The sequence below is a fragment of the Streptomyces camelliae genome, from assembly GCF_027625935.1.
Taxonomy (GTDB): Bacteria; Actinomycetota; Actinomycetes; order Streptomycetales; family Streptomycetaceae; genus Streptomyces; species Streptomyces camelliae.
In genome coordinates, this window is sequence record NZ_CP115300.1 from 5,647,323 (window position 1) to 5,662,291 (window position 14,969).

Here is a 14,969-nt window from a genome sequence, read left to right on the forward strand (position 1 = left end):
TGTGCAGGGGCTGTGAGGATCACCACGACGGCCCCTGCACCGGCGCGTCGTGGAACCAGCCGATGCCGGGCGCCCTCTAGGGTGACGCCGAGCGGGCGCTTTTCGTGTGACTCCCCAGGGTGTTCTCACGACTCCTACGGGTGCCGGATTGGCTTTCCCGCCGCAGGTAGGGGCAGGATGCGTCCCTGGGCGCGAGCGCATCGGCATCGCAGTGCCTGGGCGGCTCCGCCGCGTGGCACACCCCAACGGCAAGAAAAACACGGGAGTAACAACATGAACCGCAGTGAGCTGGTGGCCGCGCTGGCCGACCGCGCCGAGGTGACCCGCAAGGACGCCGACGCCGTGCTGGCCGCGTTCGCCGAGACCGTCGGCGAGATCGTCTCCAAGGGCGACGAGAAGGTCACCATCCCCGGCTTCCTGACCTTCGAGCGCACCCACCGTGCCGCTCGCACCGCGCGCAACCCGCAGACCGGCGAGCCCATCAACATCCCCGCCGGCTACAGCGTGAAGGTCACCGCGGGCAGCAAGCTCAAGGAAGCGGCCAAGGGCAAGTAAGCGCTCCGCTTCGGGCGCCGGTCCACTGGGAGCGCCGTTCGATGTGAGCGCCGTGGGCAGTGTTGTCTGTGGCTGGTCGCTCCCACGCGGCGGAGCCGCAGATCGACACAGTCCCGCGCCCCTTCGGGGCGCGTCCACAGCGGGCGTGGACAACGACAATGGGGCGGCCCCTTTCGCCAAGGGGCCGCCCCATTGTCGTAGCGACGCTGTGCCTGTCCGGGGGGCAACCCCCGGACCCCCGGCCGGGGCGGTGCTGCCCCGGGCCGGAGTGGTGCGAAGATGCCGACGGTCAGCCGAGCGCCTTGCCGGGAAGCTCCACCTTGGCTCCCAGTTCCACGAGCTTCTCCATGAAGTTCTCGTAGCCGCGGTTGATGAGGTCGATGCCGTGGACGCGGGACGTGCCCTCGGCCGCCAGGGCGGCGATGAGGTACGAGAAGCCGCCGCGCAGGTCGGGGATGACCAGGTCGGCGCCCTGGAGCTTGGTCGGGCCCGACACCACCGCGGAGTGCAGGAAGTTGCGCTGGCCGAAGCGGCAGTCGGAGCCGCCCAGGCACTCGCGGTACAGCTGGATGTGGGCGCCCATCTGGTTCAGGGCCGAGGTGAAGCCCAGCCGGGACTCGTAGACCGTCTCGTGGATGATGGACAGCCCCGTGGCCTGCGTCAGGGCCACCACCAGCGGCTGCTGCCAGTCGGTCTGGAAACCGGGGTGCACGTCCGTCTCCAGCGCGATGGACTTCAGCTGGCCGCCCGGGTGCCAGAAGCGGATGCCCTCGTCGTCGATCTCGAAGGCGCCGCCCACCTTCCGGTAGGTGTTCAGGAACGTCATCATCGAGCGCTGCTGGGCGCCGCGGACGTAGATGTTGCCGTTGGTCGCGAGCGCCGCCGAGGCCCAGGACGCGGCCTCCAGGCGGTCGGAGAGGGCGCGGTGGGTGTAGCCGCCGAGGCTCTCCACACCGGTGATGCGGATCGTGCGGTCGGTGTCCATCGCGATGATCGCGCCCATCTTCTGCAGCACGCAGATGAGGTCCTCGATCTCCGGCTCGACGGCCGCGTTGGACAACTCGGTGACGCCCTCGGCCAGTACGGCCGTCAGCAGCACCTGCTCGGTCGCGCCCACGGAGGGGTAGGGCAGGCGGATCTTCGTGCCGCGCAGGCCCTTCGGCGCCTCCAGGTACTGCCCGTCGGCCCGCTTCTCGATCGTCGCGCCGAACTGCCGCAGCACGTCGAAGTGGAAGTCGATCGGCCGGCCGCCGATGTCGCAGCCGCCGAGGCCCGGGATGAACGCGTGGCCGAGACGGTGCAGCAGGGGGCCGCAGAAGAGGATCGGGATACGGCTGGAACCGGCGTGGGCATCGATGTCAGCCACGTTGGCGCTCTCGACGTACGTCGGGTCCATGATCAGCTCGCCGGGCTCGTCGCCGGGACGGACCGTCACCCCGTGCAGCTGAAGCAGGCCGCGCACGACGCGCACGTCACGGATGTCCGGAACATTGCGCAGTCGGCTCGGGCCGCTGCCGAGCAGGGCTGCGACCATGGCCTTCGGTACGAGGTTCTTCGCACCGCGGACACGGATCTCGCCCTCAAGCGGGGTTCCGCCGTGGACAAGCAGGACATCGTCGTTGACGGTCATGAATCTCGCGTTCCGATGAGTTGGGCAGGGGGCGGCCGATCACTGTTTGCGCGCGGGCCGGGAGAGACAGCGTAGTCGCCGATCACCCCCCGTTCGTAAGCCCAAGGACTGCCAAGGATCGTCATAACTGTGTGACAACACGAACCGTGCGCTATCGGGCACATGGGGTCACCGGAGGCGGGCGTGTGCCGGGCCTCGCCTACCTGGGCGCTGAGCTGCGCACCCCTGTTTGCCCCCGCATTGGCTCCCCACACCCGGCGAATATGCGGGATCATGTCTGGCATGACCGAGGTGTCCTCGCTCACAGGGCGGCTGCTCGTGGCCACACCCGCTCTGGCGGACCCGAACTTCGACCGTGCGGTGGTGCTCCTTCTCGACCACGACGAGGAGGGCTCCCTCGGTGTCGTCCTCAACCGCCCCACCCCGGTGGACGTGGGGGACATCCTGGAAGGCTGGGCCGACCTCGCCGGTGAGCCCGGGGTGGTCTTCCAGGGCGGCCCCGTCTCGCTGGACTCGGCACTCGGCGTCGCGGTCATACCGGGCGGCGCGAACGGCGACCGCGCCCCGCTCGGCTGGCGCCGGGTGCACGGCGCGATCGGCCTGGTCGACCTGGAGGCCCCGCCGGAGCTGCTCGCCTCGGCCCTCGGCTCCCTGCGCATCTTCGCCGGGTACGCCGGCTGGGGCCCCGGACAGCTGGAGGACGAGCTGGTCGAGGGGGCCTGGTACGTGGTCGAGTCCGAGCCCGGCGACGTCTCCTCGCCGGCTCCGGAACGGCTGTGGCGCGAGGTGCTGCGCCGTCAGCGCAACGAGCTGGCGATGGTGGCCACATACCCGGACGACCCTTCGCTCAACTGATGCCTGTGCGCTTCAGTACCCTGGGCGGTATGAGCACTCTTGAGCCCGAGCGCGGGACTGGTACGGGGACCCTCGTAGAGCCGACGCCACAGGTGTCCCACGGCGACGGCGACCACGAGCGCTTCGCCCACTACGTCCAGAAGGACAAGATCATGGCGAGCGCCCTCGACGGGACCCCCGTCGTGGCGCTGTGCGGCAAGGTGTGGGTGCCCGGCCGCGACCCGAAGAAGTACCCCGTGTGCCCCATGTGCAAGGAGATCTACGAGTCCATGGGCAGCGGCGGCGACGACAAGGGCGGCGACAAGAAGTAGTCCCCCTGCCGTCCGACGTTCCTGAAGCCCTCGGGGCGCGCTCCGGCGCATCCCGAGGGCTTTCGCGTGTCGGGAAGTGGTGCAGACCTCTTGTGGGCATGCTCGTGTAGTCCATAGCCTCCGTGGTGTTGTCCGGAGCAAAACGGTCATTGCGTATGTTGCAACGAAGGCGCGTGAAGGACTGACATGGCTGATGTGATTCCCGCGCCGGCGAGCGTCCTGCGGAACTCGTCCGGCATCGCGCGCGTGGACGGCGGTACGGCACTGGAGACGCGGCCCGGCACGGAGGGCACCGCGCGCTGGCTGCGGGCCACCGTGGGCGCCGCGACCGGCCTGCCGTTCCCCGAGGCCGCCGACCGCCCGAACCGGATCGTGCTGGGCATCGATCCCGGCCTGCCCCCGGAGGGCTACCGCCTGGTCACCGACGAGCAGCCCCTCCGCATCGAGGGCGGCGGCCCGGCCGGTGTCTTCTGGGGCGCCCAGACCCTCCGTCAACTGCTCGGCGCCGACGCCTTCCGCCGGGCACCGCTGCGGCCGGACGGGCCGTGGGAGCTTCCGGCCCTCGCCGTCGAGGACGCCCCCCGATTCCGCTGGCGCGGTCTGCTTCTCGACGTCGCCCGGCACTTCATGCCCAAGGAAGGCGTGCTGCGCTACCTCGACCTGATGGCCGCGCACAAACTCAACGTCTTCCACTTCCATCTGACCGATGACCAGGGCTGGCGGATCGAGATCAGGCGGTACCCGAAACTGACCGAGACCGCCTCCTGGCGGACGCGGTCGAAATTCGGCCACCGGGCATCGCCGCTGTGGGACGAGAGGCCGCACGGGGGTTACTACACCCAGGACGACATCCGGGAGATCGTCGCCTACGCCGCCGAGCGGCATATCACCGTCGTCCCGGAGATCGACGTACCCGGCCACTCGCAGGCCGCCATCGCCGCGTACCCGGAACTCGGCAACACCGACGTCATCGACACCACCGCCCTCACCGTCTGGGACAACTGGGGAATCTCCGCCAACGTACTCGCCCCCACCGACACCGTCCTGCGCTTCTACGAGGGGGTGTTCGAGGAGGTCCTGGAGCTGTTCCCGTCGCGGTTCGTCCATGTCGGCGGCGACGAGTGCCGCAAGGAGCAGTGGACCGAGTCGGTGGCCGCCAAGACCCGGATCGCGGACCTCGGGCTCGACGGCGAGGACGGCTTGCAGTCGTGGTTCATCGGGCACTTCGACGCGTGGCTCTCCGCGCGCGGGCGGCGCCTGATCGGCTGGGACGAGATCCTGGAGGGCGGGCTCGCCAAGGGTGCCGCGGTGTCCTCGTGGCGCGGTTACGGCGGCGGGATCGCCGCAGCGCGGGCCGGGCACGACGTCGTCATGTGCCCGGAGCAGTACGTGTACCTGGACCACCGTCAGGCCCCGGGCGAGGACGAGCCGGTGCCGATCGGCTTCGTGCGCACCCTGGAGGACGTCTACCGGTTCGAACCCGTACCGGACGGGCTCACCGAGGCCGAGGCCCGGCATGTGCTGGGCACCCAGGCCAACGTGTGGACCGAGGTGCTGGAGGACAGCGCGCGCGTGGACTACCAGACCTTCCCCCGGCTCGCGGCCTTCGCCGAGGTGGCCTGGAGCCCGCTGCCCGCGCCCGGGGAACGGGACTTCGCCGGCTTCGAGGCCCGTATGGCCGCCCACTACGGGCGACTTGACGCCCTCGGAGTCGCTTACCGGCCACCCGCCGGGCCCAGGCCGTGGCAGAAGCGCCCCGGTGTCCTCGGTCGCCCGATCGAGGGGCCGCCCCCGCACAGGTGACGGCCCCCGCACAGATGACCGCCGTCGCACAAGTGACCGCCCCGGACGCGTGATCGCCCCGAACACGTGGTGATAAACGCGCCAAGAGTCACCGAAGAGTGTCAATCACCGCGCACCGGTGATGCCGTGCGAAAACGGTCCATCTCCATGATGGGGTGGGCGAATACTTCCTACTGCCTCTTACTGCCTGCTAGCGGACCCCCGCGTTCGGCCCTTGCGAAGATGTGCCAGAGTTGCCACGTCCGCCCTGTGAGCACGTACCGTACGGCCACACAGGTGGGACCAGGTGGGGCAGCGGGAAGGGGCAGCCGGTTTGACCACGCACGCACCACAGGCGGCGCAGGCCGTCACGCTGCCCACGACGCTGGACGAGGCGGTGGCGGCCCTCGGCGCCCAGCCCACCGCCGTGCCCGTCGCGGGCGGCACCGACCTGATGGCCGCCGTCAACTCCGGCCAGCTCAGGCCCGCCGCCCTGGTGGGCCTCGGGCGGATCAGCGAGATCCGCGGCTGGCAGTACCAGGACGGCCACGCGCTGCTCGGCGCGGGCCTCACGCACGCGCGTATGGGCCGCCCCGACTTCGCGGCCCTCATCCCGGCGCTCGCCGCCGCCGCGCGCGCCGCGGGCCCGCCGCACATCCGCAACGCGGGCACCCTGGGCGGCAACATCGCCTCGGCCGCTCCGACGGGCGACGCGCTGCCGGTGCTGGCCGCCCTGGAGGCGACGCTGATCATCGCGGGGCCGGCCGGCGCCCGCCGGGAGATCCCGGTGTCGCACCTGCTGGCCGGCATGGAGATGCTGCGCGGCGGTGAACTCATCGGCTACGTGCGCGTGCCGCTGCTGCACGCCCCGCAGGTCTTCCTCAAGGCCACCGGCCGCACCGGTCCGGGCCGCGCGCTGGCCTCCGTGGCCCTCGTCCTCGACCCCGCCCGGCGCGGAGTGCGGTGCGCCGTCGGTGCCATAGCGCCGATGCCGCTGCGCCCGCTGGAGGCCGAGCAGTGGGTCGCGCAGCTCATCGACTGGGACAACGACCGCGCGATCGTGCCCGAGGCCCTGACCGCCTTCGGCGAGTACGTCGCCGCGGCCTGCATCCCGGACCCGGCACCGGAGCCCGACGGCTCGGTGCCCGCGCTTCCGCCCGCCGTACTGCACCTGCGGCGCACCGTCGCCGCGCTGGCCCGACGAGCACTGGGGAGGGCGCTGTCGTGACCGACGACCAGCACGGAGAGGGCACGCCCCGAAGCGGCGGCCGCTGGGACCCGCTGCCCCAGGGCGACTACGACGACGGCGCCACCGCCTTCGTCCAGCTCCCCGAGGGCGGTATCGACGCCCTGCTGTCCGGCGACAGCCCGCTGGCCGCGCCGGGGCACGGCTACGTACCGCCGCGGATAACGGCCCACCCCGGCACCGACGAGCCCGCCGCGGCCGGCACCTGGGGCGCGCCCGCGGGCGGCACCGAGTGGCCCGACCCGAACGCCGTGCCGCAGCCGCAGAGCGCGGACGACCGGTTCACCTACCAGCCCGGCGCGACGCAGCAGTGGACCTTCGAGGAGCCCGCCGCCCCGGCCGCCCCCGGACACGACGTCACCGGACAGTGGTCCATTCCCGTCGCCGGCGGTGATCTGCCGGACGAATCGGGCGAGTTCACCACATCGTCCCTCGTCGAGCAGTGGGGCGGCACCCCGCCGGCCACCCTGCCCGGCGGCGCGCCCGCTCCCTGGGCGACGGACGGCGCGGGCACCGCCTGGGGCCGGACCCCGGCCGACATGGACTCCGCTCCGCTCCCGGACCACACCGGCGCGCACCCCGCGGGCGACGCACCGGCGCCGGACGCCTACACGGTCGAGGAGCGGTACGGGCACGCGCGCGAGGAGCGGTACGGGCACGCGCCCGGGGGGTACCCGGAGCCGGGTCACGCGGAGACGGTTCACGAGGCGGCGGGGCACGGGGAGTTCGGCCACACGGAGTTCGAGCACGCGGAGTTCGAGCACGACGGAGCCGGTCACGCGGAGGCCGACCGTCGGGGTGAGCTTGCGGACGCGCACGCCTCCGCCGACCCGAACGCCCCCACCCAGGCCCCTGAGGACCCCGCTGACGCCCCGGCGAGTCACGAGGGCCCCGCACCCCAGGTCGCCGCACCGCAGGCCGCCACAGCGGCGGACACGGCCGGCGCGGCGGCCCCCGCCGACCCGGCGGACACCGCCGTACACCCGGACCCGGCGGCCACAGCACACCCCGCCGGAACCGACGCGGGCGCGCCGCACGACACACCGGAACCCACGGCTGAAGCCACCGGGGAATCCGCCGAGGCATCCGCCGAGGAACCCACCGGCGAAGCCGCCGAGGCATCCGCCGACAGCGCCCCTGGGGACCCCGGACACTCCCCGGCGCCCCAGCCGCCCATGGCGGACCCGGCATCGGACACCGGCCCGGACCCCGCCCCCGCGCAGGCCGCCGACGGCGAGGACGCCGAGGAAGGCGCCGTACCCCTCCCGCCGCACGACGACCACCCCCTCGCCTCCTACGTGCTGCGCGTCAACGGCGCCGACCGGCCTGTCACCGACGCCTGGATCGGCGAGTCGCTGCTGTACGTGCTGCGCGAACGGCTCGGTCTCGCGGGCGCCAAGGACGGCTGCTCGCAGGGCGAGTGCGGGGCCTGCAACGTCCAGGTGGACGGCCGGCTGGTCGCCTCCTGCCTGGTCCCGGCGGTCACCGCGGCCGGCAGCGAGGTGCGCACCGTCGAGGGCCTCGCCGTCGACGGGCAGCCCTCCGACGTGCAGCGCGCGCTCGCCCGGTGCGGCGCCGTGCAGTGCGGCTTCTGCGTGCCGGGCATGGCGATGACCGTGCACGACCTGCTGGAGGGCAACCCCGCGCCGACCGAGCTGGAGACCCGGCAGGCGCTGTGCGGCAACCTGTGCCGCTGCTCGGGCTACCGGGGCGTCCTGCGGGCCGTCCAGGAGGTCGTCGCCGAGCGCGCGGACTCGCACACCGCCGGCGCTGAGACGAACGCGGACGAGGCACGTATCCCGCATCAGGCGGGCCCCGGCTCCGGCGGCGTCAACCCGTCGGCGTTCGACGCACCCGGCGTGTTCGACACGCCGGAGCCTTACAGCTCGTCGGACCCGTACGGCACGCCGGGACCGCACGACCCGTACGACCCGCACGGCACGCACGACCAGCACTACGGCCAGGACGGAGGCCAGGTGTGAGCAACGAAGCCGCCACGGCGACCACCGCCGCGGAGGTCACCCCCGAGGCCGAGGCGCTGCCGCACGGCCTCGGCGTGTCCCTGCCGCACGCCGACGCCCGTGCCAAGACCGAGGGCACCTTCCCGTACGCCGCCGACCTGTGGGCCGAGGGCCTGCTGTGGGCGGCCGTCCTGCGCTCCCCGCACGCGCACGCGCGCATCGTGAACATCGACACCACGCACGCGCGTGAGATGCCCGGCGTACGGGCCGTCATCACGCACGAGGACGTCCCCGGCACCCCGCGCCACGGCCGGGGCACCCCGGACCGCCCGGTGTTCGCCTCCGAGGTCGTACGCCACCACGGCGAGCCCATCGCCGCCGTCGCCGCCGACCACCCGGACACCGCGCGGATGGCCGCCGCCGCCGTCATCGTCGAGTACGAAGTACTCGATCCGGTCACCGACCCGGAGCGCGCCTTCGAGGCCGAACCCCTGCACCCCGACGGCAACTTGATCCGGCACATCCCGCTGCACCACGGCGACCCGTCGGCGGTCGGCGAGGTCGTCGTCGAGGGCCAGTACCGCATCGGCCGCCAGGACCCCGCCCCCATCGGCGCCGAGGCCGGCCTCGCCGTGCCCCGCCCCGACGGCGGAGTGGAGCTGTACCTGGGCTCCACCGACCCGCACACCGACCGCAACACCGCCGCGGCCTGCTACGGGCTGTCCCCCGATCGGGTGAAGATCGTCGTCACCGGGGTGCCCGGCGCCACCGCCGACCGCGAGGACCAGGGCTTCCAGCTCCCGCTCGGCCTGCTCGCGCTCAAGACCGGCTGTCCGGTGAAACTCACGGCCACGCGCGAGGAGTCCTTCCTCGGCCACACCCACCGCCACCCCACCCTGCTGCGCTACCGCCACCACGCCGACGCCGAGGGCAAGCTGGTGAAGGTGGAGGCGCAGATCCTGCTGGACGGGGGCGCGTACGCCGACACCTCCGCCGACGCGCTCGCCGCGGCCGTCTCCTTCGCGTGCGGCCCGTACGTCGTCCCGAACGCCTTCATCGAGGGCTGGGCGGTGCGCACCAACAACCCGCCTTCCGGCCATGTGCGCGGCGAGGGCGCGATGCAGGTGTGCGCGGCCTACGAGGCGCAGATGGACAAGCTGGCGAAGAAGCTCGGCCTGGACCCGGCCGAGCTGCGCCTGCGCAACGCGCTCGCGACCGGTGACGTCCTGCCGATCGGCCAGACGGTGACCTGCCCGGCCCCGGTGGCCGAACTCCTCCAGGCCGTACGGGACTTCCCGCTCCCGGCGCTGCCCAAGGACACGCCCGAGGAGGACTGGCTGCTGCCCGGCGGCCCCGAGGGCGCGGGCGAGCCGGGAGCGGTGCGCCGGGGCGTCGGCTACGGCCTCGGCATGGTCCACATGCTCGGCGCGGAGGGCGCCGACGAGGTGTCCACGGCCACGGTGAAGGTCCACGACGGCGTGGCGACGGTGCTGTGCGCGGCCGTGGAGACGGGCCAGGGCTTCACGACCCTCGCCCGCCAGATCGTCCAGGAGACCCTCGGCATCGAGGAAGTCCACGTGGCCCCGGTCGACACCGACCAGCCACCGGCCGGCGCGGGCTGCCGGGGCCGGCACACCTGGGTGTCGGGCGGCGCGGTCGAGCGGGCGGCCAAGATGGTCCGCACCCAGCTTCTCCAGCCCCTCGCCCACAAGTTCGGCATGTCCACGGAGCTGCTGCAGATCACCGACGGCAAGATCACGTCGTACGACGGCGTCCTGTCGACCACCGTCACGGAGGCGATGGAGGGCAAGGAGCTGTGGGCCACGGCGCAGTGCCGCCCGCATCCCACCGAGCCGCTGAGCGCCTCCGGCCAGGGCGACGCGTTCGTCGGGCTGGCCTTCTGCGCGATCCGCGCGGTGGTGGACGTCGACATCGAGCTGGGCTCGGTGCGGGTGGTGGAGCTGGCGCTCGCCCAGGACGTCGGCCGGATCCTGAACCCGGCCCAGCTGGAGGCCCGGATCGAGGCGGGCGTGACCCAGGGCATCGGCATCGCCCTGACCGAGAACCTCCGCACCCCGCGCGGCCTGGTCCGCCACCCCGACCTGACCGGTTACGCCCTCCCGACCGCCCTGGACGCGCCGGACCTCCAGATCGTGAAGCTGGTGGAGGAACGGGACGTGGTGGCCCCCTTCGGCGCCAAGTCCGTCAGCGCGGTCCCGGTGGTGACGGCCCCGGCGGCGATCGCCTCGGCCGTGCGCGCGGCGACGGGCCGCCCGGTCAACCGTCTCCCGATCCGCCCGCAGGCGGCGGTGGTGACGGACCGCTGAGCCGCTGTCTGCCGTGATCGACGGAGTGGTGGTCATCACCGGGGTGATGGCCGCCGGCAAGTCGACGGTGGCCCAGCTCCTGGCGGAGCGGCTGCCGCGCGCGGCACACGTCCGGGGCGATGTGTTCCGCCGGATGATCGTGACGGGCCGGGTGGAGTACGCCCCCGCGGCCCGCGCGGAGTACGCCCCCGAGGCCGGCGCGGAGTACGCCCCTGAGGCCGGCGCGGAGGCCGCCGCTCAACTGCGGCTGCGGTACCGCCTGTCGGCGGCCGCGGCGGACACGTACGCGGATGCGGGCTTCACGGCGGTGGTGCAGGACGTGCTGCTGGGCGAGGACCTGCGCACGTACACCGGCCTGATCCGCACCCGCCCGCTGTACGTCGTCGTCCTGGCACCGGACGCGGAGACGGTCGCGGCCCGGGAGGCGGAACGGGCGAAGACCGGGTACGGGACGACGGGGAACGGACCGGGATGGACGGTCGCGGAGCTGGACGGGGAACTGCGCCGGCGCACCCCGCGCATCGGCCTGTGGCTGGACACGACCCGGTGGACGCCGGAGGAGAGCGGCGATCCTCGCCGACGCGCAACGTGCCCGGGTCGCCTGACGTCCTTCCTGGCGAGGGCCGTTGTCAGTGGGGCGGCGTAGTCTGCGAAGCAGTGGGGGCAGGCGCACCCACCGGAGGCACATGGGGCACGGGGAAGACCGCGGGGGAGCGATGAGCACGACCGACACCGGGGCAGCGGCGATCACGCTGACCGAGGCGGAGCTGGACCGCTACGTCACACACGCGCCGACGCGCGGCCTGCTCAGCGGCTCCGGACTGCCCGCCGAGACCGACCTGCTGACCTTCTCCCCGCTGCGCACCCACGGCCTGCGCACGCTCGCCGACGCTGCGGAAGCCCCGTTCCGGCTGGCGGAGGAGCTGAGGACCCGCCTGGTGATAGGCGAACTGCTGACCCCGGCCGGCATGGAGCGCGAGTCGATCCTGCTCGACGGCGTCACGGGCGAGATCACCACGGCCTATCTCTTCGACCCCTCCGACCCCCGCCCCTTCGCGCCGTCCCTCACCACGCTGCTGCGCTTCGCGGCGGTCACCGAGGAACTGACGGGCCTGCGCGGCCGTTTCGCCTCCCTCGCGGGCCGGTACGGCCCCCAGACGGCCGCCGAAGCGACCCGCCGGCTGCTCTCCCTCTTCGAGGAGGGCGCGAACGGCGAGGTCCCGCCGTACTGGAAGGTGGCGGCCCTGATCCGCCCGCTCGCCCTCGCCGCAGGCCCCGGCACGGCCTGCGGCCTCACCCTGGACGTCCCCGCGCGCGTCCTGGACCAGGAGTTCGGGCACGGCCGGGTGACCCGCTTCGAGGAGGTCGACTTCCCGCCGACCCTCACGCACGAGCCGACGCGGCGCTTCCTACGCGAGACGGGGCTGCCGGAGCAGGCGGTCCTGTTCCACACCGACACGGACGTCCCGTTGCCGACGCTGAGAGAATTCTTCACGGAGGAGCGCCCGGACGCCCTCCCGCTGGACGAACTCCCGGCCCACGCCGACCACTTGATCCGCCTGGGCTACCTGCTGGAGGACACGAGCCTGCTGATCGACGGCAGAACGGGCGCGGTGCTGACCTTCGGCGAACCGGACGCGACGCTCCACCCCCTGAACACCGACGTCTCCACCCTCGCCTTCACCCTCTGGCTCCTCCACCACGAGCGGACCATCACCGGCCACCTGCACCACGAGCTGACGACCTCGTCCTACGAGGACCTGGCCGCCGCCATGATCCGCACCCTGTCGACCGTCGACCCCACGGGCACCCTGCCCGACACCGACTGGCACTACTGGACGGAGGCTTTTCAGGACGAGGCGGGCGGAGTGCTCTGAGCGTGGTCCGGGTGCCTACTTCACGCCGGGCATGAACTCGAAGCGCACGTTGTCGCTCTCCCGCAGGATGTAGACGGGGTCCGTCCGCGCCTGCCACTTGATCGGCAGGGCGTAATAGCGACCGCCGCGCGCCGTGATGAGCCGCAGGCCCGTGTAGCGGTAGCGCAGATGAACGGCATTACCGAGGTCCTCGCTGCCGACACCCAGTGCGGGGTTGAAGAGGGCGAGCCGCCTGGCGCTGTAGACCACCAGGGCGGTGCGCCGGTTCGTATGCCGGCCGTCGTTCCTGGCGTGCTGATCGCCGAGCTGGCCAGCGACCAGGGTGACCGCCCAGAACAGGAACACTCCCGCGGCGAAGATCGATACGGCGGTGTCCCACAGTCCCCTCGAAGGGGCCACGTCATCGCGTGGCACTACACCGAGCAGTAAGCCGACGCCGATGAGAAGGGGGCCCGCCCAGCGGTACTGCGGCAGCAGTTGCCATTGCCACCACAGGATGAGCAGCAACAGGCCGGCCGCCACCACGACCAAGTGACAGCGGGCCACCACATCGGGCAGAACCCGACGCGACCCGCGTGCGTTCAGGGCGACGGCGATGAGCAGGACGACGACAGCCACGAGCACGGGGAAGGTGAGCAGGTTCAGGCTCTGCAGGGCGAATTCGGCGAAGCCGAAGCCCAGGTCGAAGGGGGAGAGGTGGTAGTAGCCGTAGTACGCGTCCGTGTAGGTCACGCCCAGGTAGAACATCAACGCGGCGATGAACGAGGCCTGGGCGATCATGATGTTGATCAGCTTGGTCCATGACGGCGCGCCTGCCGGGCCTGCTGGCTGGGCCTCCTTCGCGGGGCTTGGCTGCGGTTCGTTCACGTACCGTCCGGAGCGGGTGTCTGCGGGGTCTCGCCGATCCCGGGAGGCGACGGGCAACCAGGACCGAGGCAGGTGGTGGGCGGAGCCGAAGGGACAATGCTGGGGCCGCCGTCCTGCTTCGACGGCCCGGTGTTCGACGGCACGGGAGGGGGCGTAATGGTCGGCTCACCGTCGGAGCCGGACGAGCCGCTGGGCTGCACCGAGGACGATGTGCCGGAAGATGACGCGCCGGGTGGGGAGACAGCGGGGGACGACGGTGTCGTGCACGATGGCGAGAGGGACGACGTCGTCGCGCAGGTCGGTGACGGCGCGGGGGACGACGTCCCGCCCCCGCCATGCCCCCCTTTCGACCCGCAGCCGGCGACCATGCCGAGGCAGGCGGCCGTGCAGAGGGCGATGCGAGCGATCCACCCGGGGCGGTGCCTCATGCGGGTTCTCCGTGTCGTACCGGCGCGGTCAGCACGGACACTAAGGCCCCTTTGTCGACCGACGGAGAACCCGACGAGCAGGAGAGACCAGCTCCGCCCGATCGGAGCATCGAAGGAGCTGGTCAGCGCACTACAGCTTGGAGGCCGTGGCGGGAATCGAACCCACGTAACTCGCTTTGCAGGTTTGTCCGAGGTGGCCAGAGCGTGAGCCGTGCGCGTTCGGCAGCGTTCATTCCTGTGCAAGCGGTGTGCGAGGCGGTGGCAGCTGAACGGCCCCGGACGACCTCGTACCTCGTTGAATGAGACGGAAACTGAGACGGACACCGCCGGCTCCGGTAGGGCCGGGGTGCCGCCCGGTCGAGTCTCAGTTCATCGAGTGCCTTCACTCGATGACCGGCAGGCATCCCACGCTCGGGAGTTGGGGACCTCTTCTGTGATGTGCTGCCTGATAGGCAGATACGCCAGGTTTCGCCACCCCCTCGGAAGCTCGGTGGCTGGTTGTTCGAGTTTCGCCACCCCCACGCCAGCCTTCCGCAAGGGCTTATTCGCCACCAGGAAAGTCGACAAAGACTCCTCATGGCTGGTTGGCGTGCTCATGTCCACGGGGGCTTGCGGTAGCGTGCGGGTCATCTCCTCCAGTGCAAGTCAGGAGGCTGGGTGCTATTTAGTTAACACTTGACACGTCCCTGTGCACACGAACGGCCTGACTTTGGGATGCCGCCCAAAGCCAGGCCGGTGCGCGGGGCAGGGTGGGCCCGGCCGAGTAGGCATCGGTCGGGTTCACTCACCCTGACCAGCCGTCCGGTACACCCCTCATGCGTCACAAGAAATGTTCAACGCATCCCGCAATGGCAGTGATCGCCGTGAGGAAGAGAGCCGCTAACTCCACCCAGTCCAGTCGTTGGCGTTGTCTACGGTGCCTCCTCCGCCGAGTCGATCGCTCCATGTCGCCCGACCTCCCATCTCTCTGCGTTCCCAACGGGGTTGGGACCTGCCGGTATAGGCAGGCGTTCGAGGAGAGACGGCGTCGGACCTTGGCAACCTACCTGCACGCTCGCTGCAGCGAGGCCAAGAGCCGTCGATCGCCAAGGTTCGCCACTCTTAACTGATAGGGTCCGCCAGGCCACTTG

At 71.8% G+C, this 14,969-nt stretch carries 11 protein-coding genes; 9 read left to right on the forward strand and 2 right to left on the reverse strand.

Translation table 11 applies throughout. The annotated features are described in order from the left end of the window. Nucleotides 1-273 precede the first annotated feature (273 nt). Nucleotides 274-555: an HU family DNA-binding protein gene (locus O1G22_RS25825; protein ID WP_225096192.1), complete on the forward strand. Its 282-nt coding sequence runs from the start codon at nt 274-276 to the stop codon at nt 553-555. A gap of 289 nt (nt 556-844) precedes the next feature. On the opposite strand, the gene murA is transcribed toward O1G22_RS25825, so the two are convergent. Then, the gene (gene murA, locus O1G22_RS25830; RefSeq protein WP_270083484.1) at nt 845-2,185 is read right to left on the reverse strand and encodes a UDP-N-acetylglucosamine 1-carboxyvinyltransferase; all 1,341 of its coding nucleotides are present in this window, start codon (nt 2,183-2,185) and stop codon (nt 845-847) included. A gap of 282 nt (nt 2,186-2,467) precedes the next feature. Here murA and O1G22_RS25835 point away from each other — a divergent pair, with 282 nt between their 5' ends. The 8 genes from O1G22_RS25835 (at nt 2,468) to O1G22_RS25870 (ending at nt 12,544) form a co-directional block, all read left to right on the forward strand. Continuing rightward, nucleotides 2,468-3,040, forward strand: coding sequence for a YqgE/AlgH family protein (locus tag O1G22_RS25835; protein WP_186581645.1), 573 nt, complete (start codon nt 2,468-2,470; stop codon nt 3,038-3,040). A 29-nt stretch (nt 3,041-3,069) separates the two neighbouring features. Continuing rightward, on the forward strand, nt 3,070-3,351 hold the full coding sequence (locus tag O1G22_RS25840) for a DUF3039 domain-containing protein (RefSeq protein ID WP_031159440.1): 282 nt from the start codon (nt 3,070-3,072) through the stop codon (nt 3,349-3,351). Between the two features lie 186 nt (nt 3,352-3,537). After that, complete coding sequence (locus O1G22_RS25845; RefSeq protein WP_270083485.1) at nt 3,538-5,154, forward strand: beta-N-acetylhexosaminidase; 1,617 nt, start codon at nt 3,538-3,540, stop codon at nt 5,152-5,154. A gap of 313 nt (nt 5,155-5,467) precedes the next feature. After that, nucleotides 5,468-6,361, forward strand: coding sequence for an FAD binding domain-containing protein (locus O1G22_RS25850; protein WP_270083486.1), 894 nt, complete (start codon nt 5,468-5,470; stop codon nt 6,359-6,361). Further along, on the forward strand, nt 6,358-8,361 hold the full coding sequence (locus O1G22_RS25855) for a 2Fe-2S iron-sulfur cluster-binding protein (RefSeq protein ID WP_270083487.1): 2,004 nt from the start codon (nt 6,358-6,360) through the stop codon (nt 8,359-8,361). The genes O1G22_RS25850 and O1G22_RS25855 overlap by 4 nt, the downstream gene beginning before the upstream one ends. Next, nucleotides 8,358-10,667, forward strand: a complete 2,310-nt coding sequence (locus O1G22_RS25860) for a xanthine dehydrogenase family protein molybdopterin-binding subunit (RefSeq protein WP_270083488.1) — start codon at nt 8,358-8,360, stop codon at nt 10,665-10,667. The genes O1G22_RS25855 and O1G22_RS25860 overlap by 4 nt, the downstream gene beginning before the upstream one ends. Nucleotides 10,668-10,713: 46 nt before the next feature. Then, entirely contained in the window at nt 10,714-11,313 is a 600-nt protein-coding gene (locus O1G22_RS25865) for an AAA family ATPase (protein ID WP_428986504.1), read from the forward strand. 70 nt (nt 11,314-11,383) lie between these two features. Next, complete coding sequence (locus O1G22_RS25870; protein ID WP_270083490.1) at nt 11,384-12,544, forward strand: SUKH-4 family immunity protein; 1,161 nt, start codon at nt 11,384-11,386, stop codon at nt 12,542-12,544. 15 nt (nt 12,545-12,559) lie between these two features. Here the strand turns inward: O1G22_RS25870 and O1G22_RS25875 are convergent, their stop codons facing one another. After that, nucleotides 12,560-13,411 (reverse strand): hypothetical protein, encoded by an 852-nt coding sequence (locus tag O1G22_RS25875; RefSeq protein WP_270083491.1) that lies wholly within the window; start codon nt 13,409-13,411, stop codon nt 12,560-12,562. Between the last annotated feature and the right edge of the window lie 1,558 nt (nt 13,412-14,969).

Coding starts and splice junctions, on each gene's coding strand:
- O1G22_RS25825 (WP_225096192.1), top strand. CDS start 274: ATGAACCGCAGTGAGCTGGTGGCCGCGCTGGCCGACCGCGCCGAGGTG.
- murA (WP_270083484.1), bottom strand. CDS start 2,185: ATGACCGTCAACGACGATGTCCTGCTTGTCCACGGCGGAACCCCGCTT.
- O1G22_RS25835 (WP_186581645.1), top strand. CDS start 2,468: ATGACCGAGGTGTCCTCGCTCACAGGGCGGCTGCTCGTGGCCACACCC.
- O1G22_RS25840 (WP_031159440.1), top strand. CDS start 3,070: ATGAGCACTCTTGAGCCCGAGCGCGGGACTGGTACGGGGACCCTCGTA.
- O1G22_RS25845 (WP_270083485.1), top strand. CDS start 3,538: ATGGCTGATGTGATTCCCGCGCCGGCGAGCGTCCTGCGGAACTCGTCC.
- O1G22_RS25865 (WP_428986504.1), top strand. CDS start 10,714: ATGGCCGCCGGCAAGTCGACGGTGGCCCAGCTCCTGGCGGAGCGGCTG.
- O1G22_RS25870 (WP_270083490.1), top strand. CDS start 11,384: ATGAGCACGACCGACACCGGGGCAGCGGCGATCACGCTGACCGAGGCG.